Genomic DNA, 25398 nt, shown 5'->3' on the forward strand with positions numbered 1-25398 from the left:
TAGAAAGACGCAGCGGCATTATGACAAGCATCTGTATCAAGAGAGGCATTTAATCGAATGCTTTTTTCATAAGTTAAAGCAGTACCGGCATCTATGTTCTCGTTTTGACAAATTGGCCAGGAACTTCTTGAGTTTTCTCTATCTCGTCAGTGCTCTCTTTTGGCTCAAATGAAAGATCAATACAACCTAGCTCTATCTGCATGATTTTCCTCTGATTGCCGTAAGGCGTTGAGCACCTAACGAGAGTGGCGTTTTCGCCGGCAAGAGTGGCGTATGATTTTCCTCTGATTGCCGTAAGGCGTTGAGCACTGGCAAAAGTCTCTGGGCATCAAAGTTGATGGGATATGATTTTCCTCTGATTGCCGTAAGGCGTTGAGCACACTGTGTCTTCCCAATAACTTTCAGGCGCATTCTGATGATTTTCCTCTGATTGCCGTAAGGCGTTGAGCACTGCCATATGAAGTTAGATATGCGCATGACTTCCTAAATGATTTTCCTCTGATTGCCGTAAGGCGTTGAGCACATGGTGCGCCCATCCTACTTTGGTAAGGGGTACGTGAAGATGATTTTCCTCTGATTGCCGTAAGGCGTTGAGCACATCAAAGCCCTTCTAGATCAGGCCAGGTACTATGGATGATTTTCCTCTGATTGCCGTAAGGCGTTGAGCACGATGGCCCCTTGAGGACGAGGGAGAGTCTCCGGAGCATGATTTTCCTCTGATTGCCGTAAGGCGTTGAGCACTGATCGGATGGATCCGGTCAACTGAGGTGACGCGAATGATTTTCCTCTGATTGCCGTAAGGCGTTGAGCACTAGGATGGGGCCCATGAGGGTATTGGGACCTGGACATGATTTTCCTCTGATTGCCGTAAGGCGTTGAGCACGTTTACTCGCGTGCATCCGCGGCGCGGATCCTTGGATGATTTTCCTCTGATTGCCGTAAGGCGTTGAGCACCTCTCAAGTTAGCCAATCTTGTTATTAAGCATGGTTATGATTTTCCTCTGATTGCCGTAAGGCGTTGAGCACGGGGTAGGTACTCTAGTACCCCCCATCCCCCTAGATATGATTTTCCTCTGATTGCCGTAAGGCGTTGAGCACCGTGCAGCGTCGGGAATTCGTCGGCAACGTGATCGGATGATTTTCCTCTGATTGCCGTAAGGCGTTGAGCACCTATTGTATTCAACTCCTTTTGTCAACCTCTTGATCATGATTTTCCTCTGATTGCCGTAAGGCGTTGAGCACTTAGATCAGAAATTCCCTCTGCGCAAGGGTTCGAATGATTTTCCTCTGATTGCCGTAAGGCGTTGAGCACGTAGGCCCTGTTGTCTTTATAGGGATACTATGGCCCGTGATTTTCCTCTGATTGCCGTAAGGCGTTGAGCACCTTTCCGCAAAGCCAAGGGCTTACCGACTAGGCCGGTTCGGGTGATTTTCCTCTGATTGCCGTAAGGCGTTGAGCACAAGAAAGACTGCCCCTTCCGACAAGCCTCGCCTTCCAGGTGATTTTCCTCTGATTGCCGTAAGGCGTTGAGCACCCGTACTTGCCTAGGTGGGTACCCGCGCTACCGGGTGATTTTCCTCTGATTGCCGTAAGGCGTTGAGCACGGGCAGTTCCTGACTGTAAGTGTCAGGAAGATCCAGCGTGATTTTCCTCTGATTGCCGTAAGGCGTTGAGCACGCAGAACTCAAGTCTGAGCCAGGATCCACCTTCCAGTGATTTTCCTCTGATTGCCGTAAGGCGTCTTGCTTTCCCTCTGCAGGTTTTGCATCCGAACTCGAGGCAGAGATGGGATCAGATGACTTGGCCGTCGGATGTTATTCTCCCCTTGAGTTTACCGGCCCGCTCTTCGGCCTCCTCCATAACCCTGTCCAGCTGCTCCAGCACCTCGCCCGGATGCTTTTCCAGCACCCGCAGGGAGAGGGCCATCCGTCCCTTGGCCTCATCCACATCGATGACAACAGCTTTGATGCGTTGGCCTGGTTTGAACAAATCCGGTAGCGAGGCTACAAAACTTTGGCTGACCTGCTTGATGTGCAACAGCCCGGTTACCCCTTCTTCCAAGTCCACAAACACACCGAAGGGTTTTAGTCCGCTGACTTTGCCTTCCACCACTTGGCCACTGGTGTAGCGGCTCAGGTTCTCGGACTTTACAGCCGCCCTTTGGGAGAGCACCAGCTTGTTGGCTTCTGGGTTCACCTCGATAAAGCTTGCTGTCAAGGATTGCCCCACCAACTCCTCCAGACTTTCCCGTTGGCTGAGGTGGGAGCGGGGAATGAAGCCGCGCAGCCCCTGCACATCCACCACCACCCCCCCTTTGTTGGTGGCGATCACCGGAACGGTTACCGTCTGGCCGTTGGCTTGCTTCTGGGCCAGCTCTTCCCAAAGCCGCTTCAGCCTCAGCCGCCGCGCCGAGAGCACAATTTGTCCTTCTGCATCTTCCCGCAGGATGAGAAACTCGGCTTCTGTCTTTAAAGGAAAGAGCGCACTCAAATCTTCCCCTGGGCGGATCCCTGCTTCCTTGAGGGGCAAAAAGGCCGGGGATTTGCCGCCAATATCCACCAGAGCGCCATCGTTCTGATGTTGGAAGATGCGGCCTTGCACCACCTGCCCCGGTTGAAAGCTGAGGTTTTGCTTGTCTAAAGCCTGGGCAAAATCTTCCGCAGAAAACGTATCGGCAGCCTGAGAGCGAGAAGAGCGAACGGTCATGGAAAGGGCTCAATTCAAAAAGCAGTGGGTTTCAGGATAACCCAAAACCTTCCAAGGATCCCAGCTCCAGCCTCTGGCCTAGATGTAGTACATGAGCCGAGCTTGTTGCTGTTGTGCCTGCCGGTCGCAGAGGTCTTGTAGGGTGGTCTTCTGGAGAATGGCTACCGCCGCAGCTTGGGCATCTTGCCAGGCCTTCAGGAGCACTTCCCGCTCTGGGGTGAGATCGCCCGAGGGCAAGTCGCGGGAGCGGGTGAGATCTTCCCCCTCGATGGCCTGGATAACATCCAGCAGCGAGATCTGCCAGGGTGCTCGGGCCAGGAAGTAGCCTCCCTTGGATCCCCGTTGGCTGCGCACCAACCCCTGTCTGCGCAAGGTGGCCAGCAATTGCTCCAAGTAGCGGTCGGGTATGGACTGATGAGCCGCAATTTCTTTAATCTGCAGCACCTGGCCATCGCTGTAGTGCTGGGCCAATTCCAGAAGGGCCAGGAGAGCATATTCACTTTTGCAAGACAGTTCCAAGATATCCATCCTTGTGGAGGGCTTAGGTCTATGATACTCCGGTTTTTCACTGGGGTTTAGCGGGATCCCGCCCTGAGCTGGCAATGGGATCCAGCCTGTAAGGTGGAATAGGCCCCTTTGGGAATGGTTTATGGCGAGTGTCAGCACCCGGTCTGGTTCAGCACGGATCCCAGCGGAGCGATTACAAACCTTGCACCAACAGATTGGCAAGCTGATTGCCAATATCGAATCCGTGTTTCAGGGCAAATCGCAGGTGGTGCAGGCGGTGGTCACGGCCTTGGTTGCGGAAGGTCATGTTTTGCTTGAAGATGTACCCGGTGTAGGCAAGACCACTTTGGCGCGGGCCATCGCCCACAGTTTGGGAGCCAAGTTTCAGCGGATTCAATTTACCAGCGACCTATTGCCGACAGATATCCTTGGCCTCACCCTTTTCAACAAAGAAAAAGGGGATTTTGAATTTCGTCCCGGCCCCATTTTTGCCCACGTGGTCTTGGCGGATGAAATCAATCGCACCTCGCCCCGCACCCAAAGTGCCCTGCTGGAGGCAATGGCGGAAAAGCAGGTTTCGCTGGACGATCGCACCTACCCGCTGCCCAGCCCATTTATGGTGTTGGCCACCCAAAATCCTTTGGAGTACCACGGCACCTATCCCCTCCCAGAAAGCCAGTTGGATCGGTTTTTGGTGCGGCTGTCGATTGGCTACCCCAGCCCTGAGGTAGAGCGAGCTTTACTCTTGCAACGGCAACAGGCCGAGCCGGTGGATGATCTGCAGCCGGTTCTCTCCCTGATGGAGTTGCGGGAGATTCAGTCGGCGGTGGATCAAGTGTATTTGGATGGATCCCTGGCGGACTATCTTCTGCAGGTGGTGCAGGCCACTCGCGTGTCCAAGCTGCTGCGGGCGGGGGTATCCACCCGTGGAGCCCTGGCCTTGGCGCGGGCAGCACGGGCTCAGGCGCTGGTGAAAGGGCGCAGCTTTTGTCTACCAGAAGATCTGCAAGCACTGTTCGTGCCGGTACTGACCCATCGGGTTTCTCTGGCCGGGTCGGGAGAGATGGCCGGCAACCGACGGCAAGAGGCTGAGGCGGTGATTCGGGATATTGTCTCCACAATTGAGCCGCCTGTTTGAGGGATCCGTAGCAGCAATGGTTAACTACAGCAGTGAGTCGGGTCGGATCCGGGGATCCACCCACATCAGGAGCAAATCGGCCAACAAATTGCCCAGAATGAGCATCACGGCCCCCAGCAGAAGCCCCGCCATCACCACATTGATGTCGAAACTTTGAACAGCCTCCAAGAGCAGCTTGCCCAGCCCCGGCCAATTGAAGAAAAACTCGGCAATAAAAGAGCCGCTGAGCAGATTGGCAAACTCAAAGCCCAAGATCGTGATCAAGGGGTTGACGGCGTTGCGCAGCGCGTGCAACCAGATCACCCGCCACTCTGGGATCCCACGGGCCCGCGCCGCCTGGATGTATTCCTGCCGCAGCACATCCAAGAAATTGCCGCGCGTAATCCGCTGCAGCCCGGCAAAGCTGGTGATGCTCAGGGCCAGCGTGGGCAGGAGCAGGTGGCGGCCCAGATCCAGCAACTTTTCCCCCAAACTAAGCTCGGCAAAATAAACACTGGTCATCCCCCCTACCGGCAGCCAGCTCACGTTTTGGGCCACAATTAGCAGCAAAATGGCCAGCACGAAGCTGGGCATGGCCTGGCCCAGGTAGCTGAGCAACTGCAACGCCCGATCCAGGGGGGTGTTCTGCCGCAGCGCCCCCAGGATCCCAAGGGGAATGGCGATCAGCCAAGTCAGCAGAACAGAGGACACCGCCAACAGCAAGGTAGCGCCGGCGCGGGAGAGGATGAGCTGTGCTACCGGCACGCGATAGGTGTAGCTCACCCCGAAATCCCCTTGCAGCAGGTTGCCCAGCCAGGTCAAGTACTGCCAAACCAAGGGCTTATCCAACCCCAGCCGCGCTTCCTCTTGGGCAATAAACTCCTGGCTGACACTGGGATCCGCCCGCAAGGGATCCAAAAAATCTCCGGGGGCCAGCTGCAAGAGCAAAAAGCTGAGCAGCGTGATCAACAGCAGCACCGGCACCGCTTGGGTCAGCCGCTGCAAAACCAAGGCCAGCGGCGGCCAAAGGCCAAAAGCGCGGGAACGGGAAGGCGGAGAAGAGGTTACAGCCACAGATGCAGATGGATATTCGGATATGCTCTTTGAGTTGGATTCTTGTCGAACTATGCTGACATCCTTGCGGGCAAATTTCCAGTGTGGGGTTTGCCCAGTCGAGCGGCTCTCCTACAGGGGAATTCCGGCAGACGGAAGCTGAGGCGGTACACTAGTCAGAAGCTTTTTTCATCGAGTCCCGTTGGGAAGACCTCTTGCGAAACCTGTTTCTTACCGGCGCTAGCGGCTGCCTAGGGCACTATGTGTTGGAGCGCCTGGCCCAGCAAAGGGATCCCGAGTTTCCTGAGCAGCCGGCCTACCACCTGTACGTGCTCATCCGCAACACCAGCCGCTTGCGTTTACCCCTGGAACGACTCCCTGCCCCCATCACCCTGGTGCCCGGGGATCTCCTGCGCATCCGGGAACAGGCTGCCCTGCTGCGGCAGATGGATGGGCTGATCCACATGGCGGCAGCCTGGGGGGATCCCACCCTGGCTTGGGCCGTGAATGTTACCCACACCCTGGAGCTCTTTCAGTTGTTGGATCCGGAGCGCTGTCAGCAGGTGATCTACTTTTCCACAGCCAGCCTTTTAAACCAGGCCCTGGAGCCTTTGGCCATCGCCGGACGGGCCGGCACCGACTACATCCGCAGCAAGTACGAGATGCTGCTGCGGCGGCAGGAAAGCGGCTTCTGGCCGGAGCGCCTGCTCACCCTTTATCCCACCCTGCTCTTTGGCGGCAGCCCCCACCACCCCTACTCCCACATCACTGCCGGCCTCAAGGACGTTCTCCGCTGGCTGGATCTGATCCGCTTTTTGCGGGTGGATGCCAGCTTCCACTTTATCCACGCTGCCGATGTGGCCGAGATGGTGGCCTATTGGGTGGCCCATCTGCCTGGTGGCGGCGATTGGGTGTTGGGCAATCCCCCCCTCTCCTGGGATGAATGTGTGGAACAGATGTGTGCTTATTTCAAAAAACGGATCTATTTCCGAGTGCCTCTGCCCCCGGCTCTCGTTCGCGCCCTGGCCTTCCTCTTTCGGGTGCAGCTTTCTGAGTGGGACGAGTTCTGTCTGCGCCACCGCCACTTTGTTTACCCGGCCCTTTCCCCAGAAACGCTGGGTTTGCGCTGCCGATTTCCCACCCTAGCTTCCCTTCTGGACGTCTACCTTTGAGGTACCTGCGCCCCTCCCTCTTTGGGAAAGGGGCTGGGGGTGAGGGCCTGTAGCCTGCCTGCGCGAGCGCGTCAATGCCCAGAAGCAACCACAACTTGAGACAGGGATCAGCCGGTGGGGGCCACCGTTTCTCTGATGGCCAAGGCCTGGAGCTGGGCGGCAATGCGCTCGCGGTTGAGGTTTTGCCCAATCAGCACCAGTCGGGTCAAGCGCGGCTCCTGGGGTCGCCAGGGGCGGTCGTAGTAGGTTTCAAATCGGGATCCCACCCCCTGCAGCACCAGGCGCATCGGCTTGTGGGGAACGGCCACAAACCCTTTTATCCGGTAAAGACATTCCTCTTGGGCCAACTGGCGTAGCTGAGCCACCAGGGATCCCGGCTCATAACCTCCCTCCAAGCTGAGGTAGAAAGACTCAAAAGCTTCGTGCTCATGCTCCTCCCCGTGATCGTGGTGGCTGGGGCGGCGCTCGAGCTGGTCTTCCACCGCTGCATTAAAGCCCAAGAGCACTTCTGGGGAGACCTGGCCCCGCTCACAGGGGAGAATTTGGATCCCAGGGGGCAACCGCCGGCGCAGCCAGCTTTCCACTTGCGCCTGTTGCTCAGAAGAGATCTGATCCACCTTGGTGAGCACCACCAAATCGGCACAACTCAACTGATCCTCAAACAATTCCTCAAGCGGAGTCTCATGGTCCAAACTTTCGTCAGCCTGCCGCTGCGCCTCCAGGGCCGCCGGATCCCCCACCAGTTGCCCGGAGGCCAGAGCCTGACCATCCACCACCGTAATCACCGCATCCACCGTGGCGCCTGTACGAATGGTGGGCCAGCGGAAAGCTTGCACCAGGGGCTTGGGCAAGGCCAGTCCTGAGGTTTCAATCAAAATGCAGTCTAGCTCCGCCCGCCGCTGCAACAGAGCTTCCATGGTGGGCAAAAACTCCTCCTGCACCGTGCAACAGAGGCAGCCGTTGGCCAGCTCCAAAATGGGGATGGATCCCTCTCCCTCGCAAAGTTGGCAATCCCGCAGCAACTCGCCGTCGATGCCCACTTCGCCAAACTCATTCACCAACACGGCAATGCGGCGGCCCTGGTTGTTGAGCAAAAGGTGACGGATCACCGTGGTCTTGCCGGATCCCAGAAATCCGGTGATGACGGTAACAGGGATCTTGTGCATCTGCTCTGATGACTCAGCGCTCTTCAGTTTCCACCCCAAACTTTCTTTCTGCCAATCCTTCAGGGGGGGATGCCCAAAAAAAAGGCCCCCGGTATGGGGGCCAAGCCAAACCATTGAGACCGTTGTGCTAACCCAAAGTTAGCGGATCGGCTTCATCCGGTAAACCGGCTCGTTCTCGCGGCTGATCCCTTTCTCAAAGCCAGCAGCGGCAGCGCGAGCGCGACCGGCATGCCACAGGTGGCCAACAAAGAACAGGAAGCCGAAGATGAAGTTGTGAGCAGCCAACCAGGTGCGGGGGCTGGTGAAGTTCACCGTGTTGATCTCGGTAGCCACACCACCCACCGAGTTCAGGGATCCCAGCGGCGCGTGGGTCATGTACTCCACCGCACGGCGAGCTTGCCAAGGTTGGATGTCGTTCTTCAGCTTATCCAAGTCCAGGCCATTGGGGCCCAGCAGCGGCTCTTTCCAGGGAGCCCGCACATCCCAGAAGCGCATCGTCTCGCCGCCGAAGATGATCTCGCCCGTGGGGGAGCGCATCAGGTATTTACCCAGACCGGTGGGACCTTGGGCTTGGCCAATGTTCGCCCCCAGGCGCTGGTCGCGCACGATGAAGGTGAGGGCTTGCGCTTGCGAGGCTTCTGGGCCAGTGGGGCCGTAGAACTCGCTGGGGTAGACGGTGTTGTTGAACCAGATGTAGCAGGTGGCAATGAAGCTCATCAGGGAAACCGCCGCCAAGCTGTAGGAGAGATAGGCCTCCCCAGACCAGATGAAGGCGCGGCGGGCCCAACCGAAGGGCTTGGTGAGGATGTGCCAGATCCCACCGGCAATGCAGATAATGCCGATGTAAATGTGGCCGCCGATCACATCCTCCATGTTGTCAACGCTGATGATCCAGCCTTCCCCACCAAAGGGAGATTTGAACAAGTAGCCGAAGATCACGGCGGGGTTCAAGGTGGGGTTGGTGATCACCCGCACATCGCCACCTCCTGGAGCCCAGGTGTCATAGACACCGCCAAACCACATGGCCTTGGCCACCAACAAGAAAGCCCCCAACCCCAACAGGATCAGGTGGATCCCCAGGATGGTGGTCATCTTGTTCTTGTCTTTCCAGTCGTAGCCGAAGAAGGGGAAAGACTGCTCCAGAGTTTCTGGGCCGCGAATGGCGTGATAAATGCCCCCCAACCCCAGCACGGCGCTGGAGATCAGGTGCAGCACCCCGATGACAAAGTAGGGGTAGGTGTCAATCACCTCGCCCCCCGGGCCAACCCCCCAGCCCAGAGTGGCCACGTGGGGCATCAGGATCAGGCCCTGCTCATACATAGGCCGATCCGGCGTGAAGTGAGCCACCTCAAACAGCAGCATCGCTCCCGCCCAGAAGACGATCAGGCCAGCGTGGGCCACATGGGCGCCCAAAAGCCGACCGGAGAGATTAATCAAGCGGGCATTCCCAGCCCACCAGGCAAATCCGCCTTGGGTGCGATCTTGCACCACTGCAGAACCAAATGTTGTCGAGGTCACAGAGACCAACCTCCAATGATAGTCAGGAACAAGAGACACCAAAAAAAGTTTAGTTAACGCGAGCGCCTGCCGTTGGGCTCCCTGTCCACTGGGATCCGCGGCAGGGGATCCCTTGGGCAAGCGCTCATCCTCACAGAGCAGATCTCTAGGGATCTACCGCAGCTAAAGTCGAGCGAGCTCAGTGGGTTTAGAGCGCATTGCCGCGGGGGAGGACTTCTTCAGGGAACTCAAAGCGCTCATGCGGCTGGTCCTGCGGCGCCATCCACGCCCGAATCCCCTCGTTCAGCAAAATGTTCTTCGTGTAAAACGTCTCAAACTCCGGGTCTTCCGCTGCCCGCACCTCCTGACTGATAAAGTCATACGCCCGCAGGTTCAGCGCCAACCCCACTACCCCAATGCTCGACATCCACAAACCCGTCACCGGCACAAACAACATGAAAAAGTGCAGCCACCGCTTGTTGGAAAACGCTATCCCAAAAATCTGGCTCCAGTACCGGTTGGCCGTCACCATCGAGTAGGTCTCCTCCGACTGCGTCGGCTCAAAAGCCCGAAAGGTGCTGGCCGCCTCCCCATCCTGAAACAGGGTGTTCTCCACCGTCGCCCCATGGATGGCACACAACAGCGCTCCACCCAAAACGCCAGCCACCCCCATCATGTGGAACGGGTTCAGCGTCCAGTTGTGGAACCCCTGGAAAAACAGCAAAAAGCGGAAAATCCCCGCCACCCCAAAGCTGGGCGCAAAAAACCAGCTGCTCTGCCCCAGCGGGTAAATCAAAAACACGCTCACAAACACCGCTATCGGCGCGCTAAACGCAATGGCGTTGTAGGGCCGCACCCCCACCAGCCGGGCAATCTCAAATTGCCGCAGCATAAAGCCAATCAGCCCCAGCGCTCCGTGCAGGGCCACAAAGGTCCACAGCCCCCCAATCTGGCACCAGCGGGTGAAGTCCCCCTGGGCTTCGGGGCCCCACAGCAGCAGCAGGCTGTGGCCCATGCTGTCGGCGGGGGTGGAGACGGCTACGGTCAAAAAGTTGCACCCTTCCAGGTAGGAGCTGGCCAACCCGTGGGTGTACCAGGAGGTCACAAAGGTGGTGCCGGTGAGCCAGCCGCCCAGGGCTAGGTAAGCGCAGGGGAACAGCAGCAGCCCGGACCAGCCGATAAACACGAATCTGTCGCGCTTGAGCCAGTCATCGACGATGTCGAACCATCCTCGCTCCTGACGCACGCGCCCTACCGCTATGGTCATCTGAACTACTCCTTAAAGACATCTAAATGAATGAGGACGTTAATGAAACCACAAAGTTTGCTTCTTCGAAGCAGGAGCGGAGCCTAGGTATAAAGACTCAACTCCTGGGTCTTTTGCCTCAGTTTCCTTGAACGGCTCTTTGGCAAGAACTGCTCAGGAGTTTCCCGTTAAGTCAGGATCCCTAGCGCTTCAAGACCTTACTTAGAACCGTTTCCACAACTCGCGAGGCCCAACGGGCCATTCGAGAGCCACCAAACAAGTTTTACGGCTGTAGGCATTACAACTTAGCCTATGCCGGTAAAGACTTGTAAATTGCTTTCATTATAGAGGCGGATAGCCGGATCTCATCAAGTCTGGGAGAACGACTGTTTTTCGAGGAGTTGGGTTTGGGCCGCTACACCCTTGGAGTGAAGGCCAGGGCTTGGGATCCGATATCCTGAGAAGGCGATGTATCCCATTTGCGAGGAAGCTGAATCTATGGCTGGCGAGATCTTCACCATTGCTGGACTCTGCATTGTGCTGACCCTGGTGGGCGTGGCACTTGGATATGGGATCCTAAGGGTGACCCAAGGGGGGGCAGAGTAAAGCTGTCGAGGATTTCTCCCGGGCCCGGTATCGGGCCTTGTTACAGCTCCATGTCAATTCCATGTCAATTGGCCACCTGGATATGAGGTGGGTGGCGGAAAGATGATAGACTCATGAAGATTTGTATCGTTGGCGCCGGGGCGGTGGGAAGTCACTTGGCCATATGCCTGGCTCGGTCTGGCTTTCCCGTCAGTGTCGTGGCCCGTGGAGCTCACCTGCAGGCCATCCGCACCCAAGGTCTGAAGCTCATCCGGCAGGGGGATCCCTCCCAAACCTGGGTAGAGCGGTTGACGGCCACCGACGATCCGGCTGCCCTGGGCCCACAGGACTGGCTGATAGTGACGGTCAAGGCCCACAGCTTGCCGCAGCTTGCCCCTCGACTGGGATCCCTGTGTGGCCCCGACACCCCCATTGTGATCGCCCAGAATGGTATCCCCTGGTGGTACTTTTACCGGCATGGGGGCGAGTTTGAGGGGCATTCCCTGACTTCCGTGGATCCAGAAGGGGTTATCGCTGCTCATTTGCCGATAGAGCGGGTGATTGGCTGTGTGGTGTACATTGCCGTGCAGTTGGCAGAGCCAGGAGTGGTCTTGCACACAGGGGGTGGGCGCTACATTCTGGGGGAGCCGGATGGATCCCTGTCAGGACGGCTGCAGTCCTTGGCCGCCATCTTTGAACAGGCGCAGCTTGCCACCACCCTCACCTCGCAGATTCGGGCCGAGATCTGGCAGAAACTGTGGGGCAATGCCGCCTTCAATCCCATCAGCGCCCTCACCCGAGCTGCTCAAGATGAGATCGCTCAGTACCCACCCACCCATGCTCTGGTTCGGTCGGTGATGCGGGAAGTTGAGGCTGTAGCCCAAGCTCTGGGGATCCGGCTGCCGGTCTCTTTGGAAGAGCGGCTAGAAGATGCAGCCCGCGTGGGATCCCATCGCACCTCGATGCTGCAGGATATTGAGCTGGGGCGACGGACGGAGATCGAGGCCATTGTGGGAGCCATCACCGAGCTGGGGCGTTTAGTGGGCGTGCCCACTCCCCATTTGGATACCCTGTACGCTTGTGTCAAGCTGCTGGAGCGCTCTCTTTAAGGAGCTTTTGCAGGAAGCGGTAGCGTCGCTACCGAACAGCAGCGAAACGATTCGTTTGCTGGATCCCAGACTCCCCCCTGGGGAAGTGGCTCGAACTCCTAGAATGGCTGTAGCCTCGAACTGACGAGGAAGCTGAAGGTGGCTGTCCATTTTTCTCCGACTCAACCCAACTGAAATCACAGCATTTGAATTAGCAAATGATGCTTGAAAACTCCATCGTGCTCATCACCGGAGCCAGTAGCGGCATTGGGGCCGCTTGTGCCACCCTTTTTGCCCGTTCTGGAGCCCGCCTGATTCTGGTGGCCCGCCGTCAGGATCGGCTGCAGGAACTGGCTGGGGAATTGCAGCAGGCTTACGGCACTCCTTCCTACCTGCTGGCTTTGGATGTGCGGGATGGGGCAGCCGTGCAGCAGGCGCTCCAATCTCTGCCCTCGCCGTGGGCCGACATCGACATCTTGGTCAACAATGCCGGTTTAAGTCGTGGCTTAGACAAGCTCCACATGGGGGCCTTGCAAGATTGGGAAGAGATGATCGATACCAACCTCAAGGGGTTGCTCTATGTTACCCGCGCCGTTTTGCCCGGCATGGTGGAGCGAGGTCGAGGCCATGTGGTGAACATCGGCTCCATTGCCGGTCGGCAGACCTACCCAGGTGGCGCTGTGTATTGCGCTTCTAAGGCCGCCGTGCGGGCCATCTCCGAGGGGCTGAAGCTGGATTTACTGGGCACCCCCATTCGCGTCACCGAGATTCAGCCGGGCCTGGTGGAAACCGAGTTCAGCCAAGTGCGCTTCCGTGGGGATCGCGCCCGTGCGGCAGCAGTGTATCAGGGCCTCACCCCCTTGACGGCGATGGATGTGGCTGAAGTGGTGGTGTTTGCGGCAACCCGTCCCCCCCACGTGAACATCAGCGAGATCTTGCTTGTGCCCACCGACCAAGCCAGTACCACCCTCGTACATCGTCGATAAGAGGTCGGCAACCGGGCTTTCGCCTCCACTCTTGCTTCCCTGAGCGACAATGGCAGCAAAGGTGGTGGGAACATGGGACTGGAAGCCGGGATCCTGATCGGGTTGGGAATCGGTTTGCTTTGCACGTTGCTCCTGCTGTGGCAAAGTCGGCGCCGTTTCAGATGCGAATTGCAGCGGTTAGGATCCCTGGTGCATCTGGCCATGCCCCTCCACTCCCTGGAACAGATGCTCAGCTTGCTCAGCCGTTATCTTCGCCAACAAGATCTGGATTGGGCCAACCAAAAACAGCAACTGCAAAACTGGCAATACCTGAGTCAGCGGCTCCCTTGGGGATATCTGCGGGTAGACGAAAACAACGTGGTGCTGGAGTGCAATCCTGCCGCCCAGCGCCTGCTGCGCATCAGCCAATGGCAGCCGGGCATCAAGCTCTTGCTGGAATGGGTGCGCTCCTATGAGTTGGATCAGCTCATCGAGGCTACCCGCCGACAGGAGACCGCTGCTCCTGTCCAAAGTCGCGAATGGATTTTCTACCCTTCCGGTGGGGATGGCAAACCGATTCCGCTGCGGGCTTGGGGGTTGCTCCTGCCGCAAGCGCACGTGGCCATTTTTTTAGAAGACCGGCTGGAAGCAAAAATGCTGGCCCAACAGCGGGATCGCTGGGCTTCGGATGTGGCTCACGAGCTGAAAACCCCCCTCACCTCCATTCGCTTGCTGGCCGAAACTTTACAAAGCCGGGTCGATGCCGCTCAAGCAGTCTGGGTGGAACGATTGCTAAATGAAACTCTGCGCCTGAGCCATTTGGTTCAAGACTTGCTCGAACTCAGCGCCCTCAATTTGGGAGCCGCATCCCGCTCCCAATGGCGTTGGGTGGATCTGGCAAGTTTGGTGCGCGAGGCCTGGCAAAGTGTAGAGCCGTTGGCCAAGCCTCGACACCAGGAACTGCACCTGAGCGGATTGTCCCAGATTTACCTCTGGGGAGATGAGCAACGCCTATACCGCCTCGTTCTCAATCTCTTGGACAACGCCGTCAAGTATGGCAAGCCCGACTCTCCTATCCACGTGGTGCTTTCGGAGCAGGGATCCCAGGTGCAGTTAGAGGTGTACGACCACGGCCCCGGCCTGCCAGAAGATCAATTTGAGTTGGTCTTTCAGCCCTTTTACCGCACCGACACTGCGCGGGCCCGCAGCAAAGGCGGAACCGGCCTAGGGCTGGCAATTGTGCGACAAATTGTCGAAGTTCACGGGGGCACCATCCAACTGCGCAATCACCCGCAAACCGGTGGGCTGTGGGTTCAGGTGGAACTGCCCCGGAAGCACCTGGATCCCTTGTGAAACCCGCCCGAAGACGCTCGCGTCGGTGGCCCGCAGCCAGAATCTGGACGAGAATCGCCTAAGATTTCCTTTCTTCAGGGCTGTCCATCTCAGGGGTGATCCCCTAGAATTGGGGTAGGTAATCTTTACAGTTCATCTTAAGCAGGCATTCGGAATGGGTACTGACTATCATTCCGCAGACTTGTTGTCCGAACGGGAGCTGCAGGTCATTGAGTTGATTGCAGCAGGACTGACCAATCAGGACATCGCGGAACGCTTAGAGATCAGCAAACGCACCGTTGACAATCACATCAGCAACATTTTGAGCAAGACCCGAACGGCAAATCGGGTTGCCTTAGTACGCTGGGCCTTGCAATGGGGAAAGATTTGCCTGGATCAGGTAAACTGCTGCACTTTGGTCGATGACAAAATTGCTTAGTCCTATCCTGTTTTGCCGGTCAAGTCCTCGCCCCAGAGTTTTGCATAGAGGACTCTTTTACTTTTTGCAGTGATTGCATAATCCGGAAGTTACTTGGGTTGTCTTGAGTTATACCCTGGGCTACGTTGATCGGGCTGTCATTCGTGAGCACTCCCAAAATGAAGCGCTACGCTATTCGCTACGATTCTATGCCCCTGATGGTTTATCGGGAGGTGGCTGCTCATTTGGCCTGTGTTTCAGGGGTGAAAACGGAGCTGGAGTGGAAAAAAAACTCCACCTTTCGCTACCAAGACAGCCAAATAGATGCGCTCCATATTTATCAAGAACCGGATGCCGACATAGAACAAATTAAGCGTATTCTTGACCACTATGGAGCGTGGCAGTATAGCCCCTTAGAAGACTAGCTCTCTCTGCAACCCAAAAGGGATCCCTAGGGATAGGGATCCCCGGATGATTCCTCTGCAAGGTCTGGGAAAAACCAGTTCAGCGAGCAGCTTGGCCTTGGGCAGGCAGGTGCAGCTTACGAGCCAGGCCCAATCTCGCCAACAGCCAAATGGCCCAGTAGGTCATGTCGATCTCCCACCAACGCAAACCGGCCTTAACGCACTTCGGGTCGGCATGATGGTTGTTGTGCCACCCTTCACCATAGGTCAGAATCGCCGCCCACCAAAGGTTACGGGCATTGTCGTTGCTCTCGAAAGTCCGGTAACCCCAGAAGTGGCTGGCCGAGTTGATCAACCAGGTACAATGCAGCAGCAGCACTGTCCGCACAAAGATACCGTACACGACGAATGACCAGCCCCCCAGCAGGTAGAGTATCGCGGCCAACGGCAGTTGCAAAAGCAGAGCATACCTATCCAGCCAGCGGTAGAAGGGATCCCGAGCCAAGTCGGGCGCAAAGGCAAAATACTTCTCAGGGTTAAAAAATTCTTCGCGGTGGTAGATCAGCCAGAGTATGTGGCTCCACCAAAAGCCCTTACGAGCAGAATAGGGATCCTTCTCCTCGTCTTCGGTGAAGGCGTGGTGCTGACGATGGCCGCCCACCCAAAAGATCGGCCCCCCTTGAACGGCCAGGGCACCGAGAGTCGTGAAGACATATTCCAGCCACTTGGGCACCTGGAAACTACGATGGCTGAGCAAGCGGTGGTACCCCAGGCAGATGCCCAAGCTACCAAAACACCAGTGGAGAAACAGGGCTACCCCCAGAGCAGGCCAGGAGAAGAAGAAAATGCCTCCCACCAAAGCCACCACGTGAAAGATGGCAAAGAAGAGCACATGTTCCCAAGCAAACCGAAAGGACTCTTGGGGCTCGGGCCGATTGAGCGGAGCGGGATGATTCAGCGATTGGCGAGAAAAAGAAGTGGTCATGAACCCACAAAACCTCAGAAGAAGAAGTAGACTAGACTGACTAGGAAAGAGCCAAAACACAAAGCCCAAGTTAAGGCCGCCGGATAACAGCGGCCCAACGTGAAAACGGAGTCAAACCCCTGAAGACACCGCCATAGCCAGCGGTGACTTGCTATGTGCTCCGCTGTGATGAACTTGGCTACACAGGAAGAAGAGGAGCAGAGGCAACGCTGCCGACATCCTCTCGCTTGACATTAAGCCTAGCGGTATTCCACCGTAAATGCAAGCGTCACTTGCAGCCCGCCGCAATTCTTCAGGTTTTCTCCTCACTATGGCACGTCCTTCTTCTCGGCAAAGGCTGCTGAATGCGGCTCGGGAGCTGTTCGTTCGTCAGGGCATCACCCAAACCACCACCCGTCAAATTGCGGATTTGGCCGGAGTGAATGAGGTCACCCTGTTTCGGCACTTCGGCACCAAGCAAGGGTTACTCCTGGCCGTATTTGGGGAGCTGGGGGTTTTTTCCGGCATTGCCGATCTGCCTCTGAAGGCGGATCCCGCCCCCTCTCAAGGTTCTGGGTTGCAAGCCATTCTCCTGCGCTATGTCCACACCTGTTTTCGGGCTTTGGCCGATAATCCTGAACTGGTGCGCTCCCTGGTCGGGGAGGCTGGCCTTTATTCTGAGGAACATCGTCGCGCCTTGCGGATGGGTTTTTCTCAGGCCCAAGAACAGCTGACAGAGTATTTGCGGCGATTTCCCAACTCTGAGTTGCAATCTGTCGAGCCAGATCGCCTTTATGCAGCCGTTGGGGTTTTGCATGTAATGATTTTGGGAGCAGCAATGTTGGCGGTAACTGCCGAGTTGCCTTCCGTTGGCGCCGACGGAACCGAGCCCTCTGTTGAGGGGCAGCTATCGGATGAAAAATCTAAAAAATCAGAGAAAGGCGCCGAAACCGCCAGGATCCCCCCCCTTCTGCAAGCCTGCGTGGAGCTGTGGATGGCAGGCGTGACCCAACAGAGACCAGATAGAAAAGAGAGGAGGTTGTAAGCCGGGTTCTGTAGTGCAGAGTTGCACTGGCGATCATCTATCTGGGAGTGATGTTACCATCACCCTCTAGCGGCTCACCACCATCGAGAGCACCCTTCCCCACTTTGGGTACCGTGACCTCGATGCAACCGACAGGGGCGAAGAACAGCCATGATCCTGCGGCTGCGGCCTTGCTTTCCACCGGGGTTTACCGAGCCAACGCCTCACGACGTTGCTGGTGGGCTCTTACCCCACCTTTGCACCCTTACCTGTGCTGGGATCCCAGCCATCGGCGGTATGTTTCTGTGGCACTATCCTCGCGGTTACCCGCACTGGGCTTTCCCCAGCGGTGTGTTCTTCTGAAAGCCCGGACTTTCCTCATCCCGCTGTCTGGTGGCGACAGCAAGGACGCGATCGCCTGCCCCTCCTCTCTCTTCAGCTCGATCCTACTGCATCTTCCAAACCTAGAAAATCCCGGAAATCGGTACAAACTCCACTTGATCGGGAATGTTGGGGGCCAGGTGTAAGATTTGCCGGTTCAAATCCATCACCACAGCCGCCACGCTTTCGGTGCGATCCCAGGCGGGCAGATGGGGATCCGGATGGCGGCAGATGCAGTGGGGGGCATTCGTCCGGTCCTGTAGGATTTTTTGAAGAGTGACCGCCTCTAGGGTTCCGGTTTGAGCGCTCTGGCGAAGCAAATGATAGGCCCGTTCTAGCCTTGTGGAGGATCCTGTGTGGGGGGGCAGCCATCTTCTCGCAAGGCCGGATCCAGGAAATGATTGGTGTGGGCGAGGATCCCTCCTTGAGGGAGATGCAGGCCAATTCCTCGTGGACTGATTTCAAAGCTGATTGCACTAGCGGGCTGTAGGCCTACCGCCTGTCCTGCGGTACCCGCAACGCTGACACAAGAGGACGCGGTGTAAGGATAGGATCCCACCCTCTCCACAGCTTGCTGCCACTCCTCACACTCCAACAACAAGCGCAATAGCAAATGCACCGGCATTCCCTCGGTTTGCCCATCTAGGGTAGAGCGCAAGAGGTTGAGGGCCACGGCCAACCCTGCTCGGTTGAGGCCGATTTTGGCCAGGATCCCAGCTTCGGTCAGGGTGAGGTAGGCAGGGTGGGTATCGGAGTGAACGCGCAACAGCACACAGGCCCTGCGCTGCTCCCCAAGCCAATCCCAGGTTTGGGCCAGATAGGTGTGGTGGGTGGAGGTAACCTGGGGCAAGGCCGCTAGGGTAGTACATTCTCCCCCATCTGACTTGGCTGGGTTTGGATCGATGAGTTTCTCCATTGCCTTGCATTCATGAGCAGGATCCGCTGGGTGCTGGGGTACTCCGTTTTGGAGATTGTGTTCCAGAGCAGCGGCGCAGTCGGGATGGGATCCACCGACAACCGATCTGGATAAAATCTCGGTGCGCAAATTGAGGGCCAGAATCTCGGCAAAACGGAAGCCACTCCCCGCGGCAATGCCTTGGATTTCTTCCAGCAGGTGGGGCACGTGGCGCTCTAGCCAGGGCAGGGATCCCTCTGCTTGGGTCTGGGCCTGCTGCCAGGTGAGACCACAGCGGTAGGCAAATTGGCGGGCGTAACTAGCAATGCTGTGGCGAATGAGTTGGGCCGCCTGGGATCCATACTGTTGGCCTCGTTGCTGGGGATCCCCCTGCAGATGAAGAATGGGGAACATGGTGCTGGTTTGCCCGTGACCTCAATAGGTGGGCAGGGAGGGATCCACCTCACAGGCCCAAGCGTGAATGCCGCCGCTGATGTTATAAACCTGGGTGAACCCGTTGGCCTGTAGCCACCGGCTCATCTGAGCAGAGCGGAGGCCATGATGGCAGAGCACAAAAGTTGGCTGATCTGGATCCAGCTCTGTGAGGATCCGTTCCCTCCATTCCTCGTACTGGCTCAAGGGGTAGTTGCGAAAGCCCAGGGCATTTAAATTCACCAGCTCCAGCTCTGCCGGTTCCCGCACATCGATCAATTGCAGAGGGCCGGCCTCGGGATCCTGTAGGTATTGGGCCATCTGTTGTGGTGTAATGGAGCGGATGGAAGAGGACATCAATCGACTCAAGCCTACACGGATCCCCTCTCAAGATACACCGGCTCAATGGCTGCCCTGAGACTGCCTGCAAGGGTTAAGATGACACCTTGATTTGGGCTTAGCCTGGGTATGGCTGTGCAACGCTTTTTGATCGACACGGATACGGCGGGAGATGATGTTACCTCGCTGCTCTTTGGGCTGCTCTGGCCCAACAGCATCCTACAGGGCTGCCCGCCGGGGTGAGTTTCATTCGAGATCCCTTTGCGGAAGTGCCCAAACCCGCCGATTATGCCAGCATCTGCAGCGGAGATACCCGTCCGCTGTTCTTTATCGGTGTGGATGCTAACCAAAACTACCTGGGGGATACCGATAACAACCCTGCCACCCTCAACCACGGTCTCACCTCGATGCTGAAGCGGGTGGATATGGCCACCTATGAAGTGATTCGCAGCGTGGTGGAAGGCAACTTTAAGGCAACTTTAAGGCAACTTTGTCGGCGGCATTCAAACCTTTGGCCTGGAGAACGAGGGTGTGGGCTATGCTCTGGATGAGTACAACCAAGCCTTGCTCCCGGCAGATTTGGTGGCTGCTGTGGAAGCGGTGCAGCAAGACATCCTCGCCGGAACCCTCGAAGTACCTGAAGAGCGCTAGATTTTTGAGATTTTTGTTGCCGATTGATTGCGGATCCCTGGCGAAGCCTTGACTAAACAGAGGATCCATCAGAGGATGCTTTTGCTGAGGGCATTGGATCGCAACTTGGCCATCTGCACTTTGACCTCGTGGCAGTTGTTTGTTGCTCTTGTTTGTTGCTGTAACAACCTTAACCGCTAAGCGCTTGTAAGGGGCTTTCCACCTATGCTTGGCCAAGTATCCAAATCTGGTTGGGGGATCTGTTCAGCCTTGCTGCCTCTGTTGGCGGGGGTTGCCCTCGGCTGTGGGGGTGGCGGCGGCAGTTCTCCACCTCTTCCTCCGCCAGGTGGCGGGCCCATCATCCTGAGAGTGGATCCGGCCAGTGGCCCCTTTACCAAACTGGCAGACGCAGTTGCAGAGGCGCAGCGACTTCAGACTGCCACAGCCGGCCTGGAGGTGCTGATCGAGATTTTGGGGACGGGCAGGGAAACTTTGCAAAGCAACCTGGCCCTGGATGGCGGCGATGGCACCAACGGCGGTCGCATTCGCATCACCAGCTCCACCGCCTATGAGATCCTGACCGGGCTCTTTGACGTGATTGTAGCCAGCCAAACCAGCCTGCAGGGGGTAGATGTGGTGCTGGGGGGTGGACGGGTGCAGGTGAACAACGGCACTTTTCAGCCGCGCAAGGTCACCCTCAACGACCCTCGCTCCAACATCTTGGTCAACGGCAATGCTGCGGTTCTAGAGGGAGCCTTGAACCAATTGGCCGAGATTTTGTGCCAGCAATTTTTGGATCCCTGTGTGCAGATCTCTGGGAATGGCCGGGTCAGCCGTGTCTCGCCGATTGTCAGTAAAACGGGTGGGGTGGGCATAGGCACTGTGCCGGGCAGCAATCCCATCCTTGAAAACAACACAATTCTCCTGCAGGCTTTGGGGGCTTTGGCCGTTCGCTATGGTGACAACTCCGGCGGGATCTTCCGCAACAACCAAATCGAAGGGGATCCACCCACGGCTGGAGCCGGCTTGGTACTGCAGGCGCGGCAAGCAGGTACGAGTGGCACTACCGGGATTCAGCTGGATGGGGCAGGCTCAATTCCATCCATTCAATCCAACCGGATCGGCGTGGGCAGGATAGCCGGCAGTGTCGGCATTCGTATTTTGCAGGGAACCCAGGCCCGCACCATTTCCGGGAATACGTTCCTAGCTCGGGGCGAGGGCGTAGGAGTGGCAATTCAGGCGGCCCCCGGCACCCCAGATGCGGTAGTCGCAGCCTACCTGGCTGGCAATACTTTCCAAGGAAACTTTGCTCAGAGGGTCACTGGGGAACCTGCGCCCACGCCAACTCCTACCCTGAGGCCACCACCAACTCCTGCACCGACACCCTCTCCCACCCCCACACCTCCAGTATTGGGCACCGGCCCCATTCAAGTTACCTTGAGTTGGAACACCATCGATGACCTTGACCTGTATGTTACGGATCCCACGCAGCAGACCGTGTTTTTTAACAACCGAATTGTCCCTTCTGGAGGACGGCTGGATGTGGATGCCAATGCCGACTGTGTTGCCGTAACCCAAAATGCTGTGGAGAATGTCTTTTGGGCTTCCACCCCGCCCTCAGGGCCATACTTCATCGAGGTGAGATTGTTCCGGCGCTGCTCCCAATCAACTGCTCCCATTCCCTTTACCGTAACGGTTCGCAAGAGCGGAAACGTCGCGCAGACTTTTAGCGGCTTGGCCACATCCCCTGGCTTGGCGGGTAGGTTTACGTTTTCCTTCCCCTGAAGTTAGCCAAGGCTGGCAGCCATCTGCCCTGCCCACGTATGGCCATTTTGGTTCAGACTAGGACACCACACCTATACTCATACTCAGATCTTTGATTGCAGATCGCAGGGTTCAGAAGACCTTATTTCTGCGCCCCAGGCATCTCCTTCCCACTAAGGACAGCTCCAACTTCGCGGCCTCGACGCTTTTTCTGGCCATCACCTTGCGGCAGCGGGCGATGCTGGAAGGCAGTCCCACAAGTTCAAACAGTCACATCCCCTGGGAAAGGGGCTAGGGGTGGCGGACAGCGGCGCGGAGCGCTTTGCGTCAGCATGAGTGCGGGAGTATGTCACGCTATTCCGCAGCAGCCTTGGCTGCTTTCGCTTCGGCTTCCTTAGCAGCTTTGGCCGCTCTCATTTCCGCCAGAATCTCCTCCGGTCGTTTGCCAGCCCGCTGGGATCCAGCAGGTAAATCGTGGGGATCGATCACCCCTTTGGGCAGATAGGCAAACTCCCGCAGTGGGGTCACCATTGGGTCCTCAGTTACCTTGGAGGGCAAACGGCCCATCGCCACTTGGTGGTAGTTGAGGTCATGGCGGTCGTAAGTAGCCAACTCATAATCCTCGGTTACCGAGAGACAATTGGTGGGGCAAAACTCCACACAATTGGCACAGAAAATGCACACCCCAAAATCGATGCTGTAGCTGTAGAGCTCCTTTTTCTTCAGCTCTGGGTTGTAGGCCCAATCCACCACCGGCAGATCAATGGGGCAAACCCGAACGCAGATCTCGCAGGCAATACACTTATCGAACTCGAAGTGGATGCGTCCCCGAAAGCGCTCAGAGGGGATCAGCTTTTCGAAGGGGTATTGCACGGTTACCGGGCGCCGGCCCATGTGGTCGAAGACAACCCCCATCCCTTGGCCGATGTACTTGGCGGCTCGGAAGGCATCGCCCACATATTCTTTGACACGCTTTAGAAAAGTCATGGTCTATGTTCTCCCTCTCTGGCCTCTTTACTTCTCATTCAACCCCCAAAAAAGGTGGGGAAGGCGAGCTTTAGGGCTGCCGTCAGCAGCAAGTTAACAAAGGATACGGGCAGCAAAAACTTCCACCCCAAGTCCAGCAGTTGGTCAATGCGCACCCGCGGCAAGGTCCAGCGCAGCAGGATGGCCAAGAAGATGAAGATAAAAGCTTTGACCATCGTCATGACAATGCCTAAGGCCGCCGCGCCGATCTGCAAGAAAGGGTTATCCAAAGGAATCCCGGCAAGTGCAGCAATCGTTTCCACCGGCACCACGAACGACCAACCCCCCAAGTACAGCACCGCTGCAATGAGGGAAGCCAGCAGCAGGTTGGCGTAGGATCCCAGATAAAAGAGGGCAAACTTCATGCCGGAGTACTCCGTTTGGTAACCGGCTACCAGCTCTTCTTCTGCTTCCGGCAAGTCGAACGGGATCCGCTCCGTTTCCGCCAGAGCCGAGATCAGGAAAATGACAAAGCCAATGGGCTGCCGCCAGACGTTCCAGCTCAGAATGCCCAGGCCGCTCTGCTGCTCCACGATCCCCACCGTGTCCAGACCGTTGCTCATCAGCACCACGGCCAACACTGACAGGGCCAGCGGCAGTTCGTAGCTGATCGATTGAGCTGCCGCGCGTAGCCCACCCAGCAAGGAGTACTTGTTATTGGAACCGTAGCCCGACATCAACAAACCGATGGGTTGCACGCTGGAGGTGGCGATCAGGAAGAACACGCCAATGGCAATGTTGGAGATCAATAGGTTCTGGCCAAAGGGAACCACCAGGTAGCACAAAAAGACGGGCAGGAAAACCAATATCGGCCCCAGCGTAAACAAGACTGGGTCGGCCAAGATGGGCAGAACATCTTCTTTGGTCAGCAGCTTGATGCCATCGGCAATCGGGATCAGCACCCCCTGAGGGCCAGCCATGTTGGGGCCAATCCGCTGTTGGGCTGCTGCCGAGATCTTGCGCTCCAGCCAAGTCATGACCATGACCCCCAAGGTGGCGGCGATGATCAGCAGCAACATGGGCAGGGGCATCCAGAGGGCATGGGCTGCACCTGCTCCCAAGCCTAGGTTCTGTAGGGCAGTCTCGAAGCCAAGTTGTAGGTCGATACCGGCGTTTGTCATGGGGGTGAGTAGCTCCCTAGAGATGGCGGGTTGGGTAGGGTTTGGGATCCCTGTAGCTAAGTTTTCCCGTTGGGATCCGATTGGGGGGGACGGTTGCGGCGGCGTAGCTCCTGCTGGATGATGGCCTGAAGGCGAGCATCAGATAGCTCTTCCGCGCGGCGGCGCCTTTCCTCTTGGTACTTAGCCCATTGCTTGGGGCCAATAATCGCAGCAATGACAGACACAATCAACAGCGGCAGAACCAAGATCGCCCAGGCCATCGCCTTTGTCCTCGCTTTCCGTAAGTATCTTAGCGATCCACCTCGCCCATGATGATGTCAATGCTGCCGAGGATGGCGATCATGTCGGCTACCTTCATGCCGCGAATCAACTGAGGCAGTACCTGCAAATTGACAAAGCCGGGGGGACGGATCTTCCAGCGCCACGGGCAAACGTTGTCGTCTCCCACGATGTAAATGCCCAGCTCCCCCTTAGCGCTCTCCACCCGCACGTAGGCTTCCCCCTTGGGGATCTTGAAGTTGGCCGAAGGCTTTTTGCTGATGAACTGGTAGTCGCCTTTGTTCCACTCCGACTTCGGCCCCTCCAGCATGCGCTTGGCTTCTAGGTTTTCAAAGGGGCCGCCCGGCAGAGCCTTCACCGCTTGCTGCACGATCTTGCAGGACTCGCGCATCTCTTTCATGCGCACCCGATAGCGGGCTAGGCAATCCCCTTCGGGATAAACGGCCACCTCCCAGTCGAAGTCGTCGTAGCATTCGTAGTGATCCACTTTGCGCAGATCCCAGTTGACGCCGCAGGCCCGCAACATGGGACCCGACAGACCCCAGTTGATGGCGTCTTGCTTGGAGATGGCTCCCACCCCTTCCAGCCGCCGGCGGAAAATCGGGTTGTCGGTAACCAGCCGTTCGTACTCATCCACTTTGGGCAGGAAATACTCACAAAAGTCTAGGCATTTTTCCGTCCAGCCGTAGGGCAAATCCACTGCTACGCCGCCTACCCGGAAATAGTTGTTGTTGATCAGGCGCATGCCGGTGACGGCTTCAAACAAGTCTAGGATCCACTCCCGCTCCCGCATGGCGTAGAGGAAGGGGGTTTGGGCGCCCAAATCCGCCAAGAAGGGACCAAACCAAAGCAGGTGGTTGGTGATGCGGGTCAGCTCCAGCATGATCACCCGTAGGTAGCTGGCCCGTCTGGGCACGCTGATCCCGGCCAGTTTCTCAACGGCATTGACGGTGATGGCCTCGTTGAACATGCCGGCCCCGTAGTCCCAACGGGAGACGTAGGGCAGGTATTGCACCACCGTGCGGTTTTCGGCGATTTTCTCCATGCCGCGGTGCAAGTAGCCGATCACCGGTTCGCAATCGACGATGTTTTCGCCATCTAGGGTGACCAGCAAACGCAAAACCCCATGCATAGAGGGATGGTGCGGCCCAAAGTTGAGCAACATCCGGTCGGTACGGGTCTCGATCATGGGCATGGGCATAGCCGCCGCCTCCGCAACTGAAGAATGTTCATGGTCTGCAACATTTGCAGTATAGCGGTTTTCTTCTGCCTTCTCGGGATCCCAT

Annotated in this window: 24 protein-coding genes, 1 other RNA gene, 3 pseudogenes and 1 CRISPR repeat array; of the genes and pseudogenes, 12 read left to right on the forward strand and 16 right to left on the reverse strand. The window is 57.2% G+C overall.

The features are described from left to right. A pseudogene (locus ACVWXW_RS00005) lies at positions 1-172 on the forward strand (IS5-like element ISSoc13 family transposase); the annotation flags it as partial. A 28-nt stretch (positions 173-200) separates the two neighbouring features. Further along, positions 201-1749: a CRISPR direct-repeat array (repeat unit 36 nt; unit sequence ATGATTTTCCTCTGATTGCCGTAAGGCGTTGAGCAC). A gap of 43 nt (positions 1750-1792) precedes the next feature. Here ACVWXW_RS00005 and ACVWXW_RS00010 read toward each other — a convergent pair. Together ACVWXW_RS00010 and ACVWXW_RS00015 are read right to left on the reverse strand one after the other, a co-directional pair. Continuing rightward, positions 1793-2707 (reverse strand): S1 RNA-binding domain-containing protein, encoded by a 915-nt coding sequence (locus tag ACVWXW_RS00010; RefSeq protein ID WP_414351627.1) that lies wholly within the window; start codon positions 2705-2707, stop codon positions 1793-1795. A gap of 78 nt (positions 2708-2785) precedes the next feature. Further along, positions 2786-3226 (reverse strand): RrF2 family transcriptional regulator, encoded by a 441-nt coding sequence (locus ACVWXW_RS00015; RefSeq protein ID WP_414332250.1) that lies wholly within the window; start codon positions 3224-3226, stop codon positions 2786-2788. Between the two features lie 130 nt (positions 3227-3356). On the opposite strand from ACVWXW_RS00015, the gene ACVWXW_RS00020 reads away from it, so the two are divergent. Further along, a complete protein-coding gene (locus ACVWXW_RS00020; RefSeq protein WP_414351630.1) occupies positions 3357-4352 on the forward strand; it encodes an AAA family ATPase in 996 nt (331 codons plus the stop codon). Positions 4353-4376: 24 nt separating this feature from the next. On the opposite strand, the gene ACVWXW_RS00025 is transcribed toward ACVWXW_RS00020, so the two are convergent. After that, entirely contained in the window at positions 4377-5405 is a 1029-nt protein-coding gene (locus ACVWXW_RS00025) for an ABC transporter permease (protein ID WP_457402072.1), read from the reverse strand. 194 nt (positions 5406-5599) lie between these two features. On the opposite strand from ACVWXW_RS00025, the gene ACVWXW_RS00030 reads away from it, so the two are divergent. Next, positions 5600-6556, forward strand: a complete 957-nt coding sequence (locus ACVWXW_RS00030; protein ID WP_457402074.1) for an NAD-dependent epimerase/dehydratase family protein — start codon at positions 5600-5602, stop codon at positions 6554-6556. A gap of 107 nt (positions 6557-6663) precedes the next feature. On the opposite strand, the gene cobW is transcribed toward ACVWXW_RS00030, so the two are convergent. From cobW to psbD, 3 genes are all read right to left on the reverse strand, one after another. Continuing rightward, positions 6664-7722: a cobalamin biosynthesis protein CobW gene (gene cobW, locus ACVWXW_RS00035; protein WP_414522466.1), complete on the reverse strand. Its 1059-nt coding sequence runs from the start codon at positions 7720-7722 to the stop codon at positions 6664-6666. Between the two features lie 138 nt (positions 7723-7860). Beyond that, positions 7861-9240, reverse strand: coding sequence for a photosystem II reaction center protein CP43 (gene psbC, locus ACVWXW_RS00040; protein WP_369791763.1), 1380 nt, complete (start codon positions 9238-9240; stop codon positions 7861-7863). A 187-nt stretch (positions 9241-9427) separates the two neighbouring features. Next, positions 9428-10486, reverse strand: a complete 1059-nt coding sequence (psbD, locus tag ACVWXW_RS00045; protein WP_011432491.1) for a photosystem II D2 protein (photosystem q(a) protein) — start codon at positions 10484-10486, stop codon at positions 9428-9430. A 477-nt stretch (positions 10487-10963) separates the two neighbouring features. Between psbD and petM the strand changes: the two genes are divergently transcribed. The 6 genes from petM (at position 10964) to ACVWXW_RS00075 (ending at position 15278) form a co-directional block, all read left to right on the forward strand. Beyond that, a complete protein-coding gene (gene petM, locus ACVWXW_RS00050; RefSeq protein WP_414329137.1) occupies positions 10964-11071 on the forward strand; it encodes a cytochrome b6-f complex subunit PetM in 108 nt (35 codons plus the stop codon). Positions 11072-11184: 113 nt separating this feature from the next. Beyond that, positions 11185-12159, forward strand: a complete 975-nt coding sequence (locus ACVWXW_RS00055; protein ID WP_457402076.1) for a ketopantoate reductase family protein — start codon at positions 11185-11187, stop codon at positions 12157-12159. Positions 12160-12356: 197 nt separating this feature from the next. Continuing rightward, positions 12357-13124, forward strand: a complete 768-nt coding sequence (locus ACVWXW_RS00060) for an SDR family oxidoreductase (RefSeq protein WP_457402078.1) — start codon at positions 12357-12359, stop codon at positions 13122-13124. Positions 13125-13196: 72 nt separating this feature from the next. Then, on the forward strand, positions 13197-14456 hold the full coding sequence (locus ACVWXW_RS00065; protein WP_457402080.1) for a sensor histidine kinase: 1260 nt from the start codon (positions 13197-13199) through the stop codon (positions 14454-14456). A 154-nt stretch (positions 14457-14610) separates the two neighbouring features. After that, complete coding sequence (gene pedR, locus ACVWXW_RS00070; protein WP_011432496.1) at positions 14611-14874, forward strand: photosynthetic electron transport-dependent transcriptional regulator PedR; 264 nt, start codon at positions 14611-14613, stop codon at positions 14872-14874. A 143-nt stretch (positions 14875-15017) separates the two neighbouring features. Further along, the gene (locus tag ACVWXW_RS00075) at positions 15018-15278 is read left to right on the forward strand and encodes a hypothetical protein (protein ID WP_457402082.1); all 261 of its coding nucleotides are present in this window, start codon (positions 15018-15020) and stop codon (positions 15276-15278) included. A gap of 79 nt (positions 15279-15357) precedes the next feature. Here ACVWXW_RS00075 and ACVWXW_RS00080 read toward each other — a convergent pair whose 3' ends face one another. Further along, complete coding sequence (locus ACVWXW_RS00080) at positions 15358-16242, reverse strand: acyl-CoA desaturase (protein ID WP_457402083.1); 885 nt, start codon at positions 16240-16242, stop codon at positions 15358-15360. A gap of 310 nt (positions 16243-16552) precedes the next feature. Here ACVWXW_RS00080 and ACVWXW_RS00085 point away from each other — a divergent pair. Further along, positions 16553-16660, forward strand: a pseudogene (locus tag ACVWXW_RS00085) (TetR family transcriptional regulator); the annotation flags it as partial. Positions 16661-16705: 45 nt separating this feature from the next. Here the strand turns inward: ACVWXW_RS00085 and ACVWXW_RS00090 are convergent. From ACVWXW_RS00090 to ACVWXW_RS00110, 5 genes are all read right to left on the reverse strand, one after another. Then, positions 16706-17038: a hypothetical protein gene (locus ACVWXW_RS00090; RefSeq protein WP_414421964.1), complete on the reverse strand. Its 333-nt coding sequence runs from the start codon at positions 17036-17038 to the stop codon at positions 16706-16708. 209 nt (positions 17039-17247) lie between these two features. Beyond that, an RNA gene (gene rnpB, locus ACVWXW_RS00095) (RNase P RNA component class A) lies at positions 17248-17677 on the reverse strand. 32 nt (positions 17678-17709) lie between these two features. Continuing rightward, positions 17710-17946: a hypothetical protein gene (locus ACVWXW_RS00100; RefSeq protein ID WP_457402085.1), complete on the reverse strand. Its 237-nt coding sequence runs from the start codon at positions 17944-17946 to the stop codon at positions 17710-17712. 14 nt (positions 17947-17960) lie between these two features. Then, complete coding sequence (locus ACVWXW_RS00105) at positions 17961-18935, reverse strand: C45 family autoproteolytic acyltransferase/hydolase (RefSeq protein ID WP_457402087.1); 975 nt, start codon at positions 18933-18935, stop codon at positions 17961-17963. 21 nt (positions 18936-18956) lie between these two features. Next, positions 18957-19310 carry a rhodanese-like domain-containing protein gene (locus ACVWXW_RS00110; protein ID WP_457402089.1) on the reverse strand — a complete coding sequence of 118 codons (354 nt, stop codon included), beginning with the start codon at positions 19308-19310 and terminating at the stop codon, positions 18957-18959. A gap of 221 nt (positions 19311-19531) precedes the next feature. On the opposite strand from ACVWXW_RS00110, the pseudogene ACVWXW_RS00115 reads away from it, so the two are divergent. Both ACVWXW_RS00115 and ACVWXW_RS00120 read left to right on the forward strand, forming a co-directional pair. Further along, positions 19532-19943, forward strand: a pseudogene (locus ACVWXW_RS00115) (BMP family lipoprotein); the annotation flags it as partial. Positions 19944-20192: 249 nt separating this feature from the next. Beyond that, positions 20193-21707 (forward strand): right-handed parallel beta-helix repeat-containing protein, encoded by a 1515-nt coding sequence (locus ACVWXW_RS00120; protein ID WP_414522942.1) that lies wholly within the window; start codon positions 20193-20195, stop codon positions 21705-21707. Between the two features lie 333 nt (positions 21708-22040). On the opposite strand, the gene ndhI is transcribed toward ACVWXW_RS00120, so the two are convergent. From ndhI to ACVWXW_RS00140, 4 genes are read right to left on the reverse strand one after another with little or no spacing between them, the layout of a single operon-like run. Further along, positions 22041-22673: an NAD(P)H-quinone oxidoreductase subunit I gene (gene ndhI / locus ACVWXW_RS00125; RefSeq protein WP_011432505.1), complete on the reverse strand. Its 633-nt coding sequence runs from the start codon at positions 22671-22673 to the stop codon at positions 22041-22043. Positions 22674-22711: 38 nt separating this feature from the next. Continuing rightward, positions 22712-23833 carry an NADH-quinone oxidoreductase subunit NuoH gene (gene nuoH / locus ACVWXW_RS00130; RefSeq protein WP_414331864.1) on the reverse strand — a complete coding sequence of 374 codons (1122 nt, stop codon included), beginning with the start codon at positions 23831-23833 and terminating at the stop codon, positions 22712-22714. A gap of 56 nt (positions 23834-23889) precedes the next feature. Then, entirely contained in the window at positions 23890-24093 is a 204-nt protein-coding gene (locus tag ACVWXW_RS00135) for a hypothetical protein (protein WP_414331866.1), read from the reverse strand. Positions 24094-24122: 29 nt separating this feature from the next. Then, complete coding sequence (locus ACVWXW_RS00140; RefSeq protein WP_041437160.1) at positions 24123-25307, reverse strand: NAD(P)H-quinone oxidoreductase subunit H; 1185 nt, start codon at positions 25305-25307, stop codon at positions 24123-24125. Positions 25308-25398: the final 91 nt, after the last annotated feature.

The organism is Thermostichus sp. MS-CIW-30, assembly GCF_054058015.1.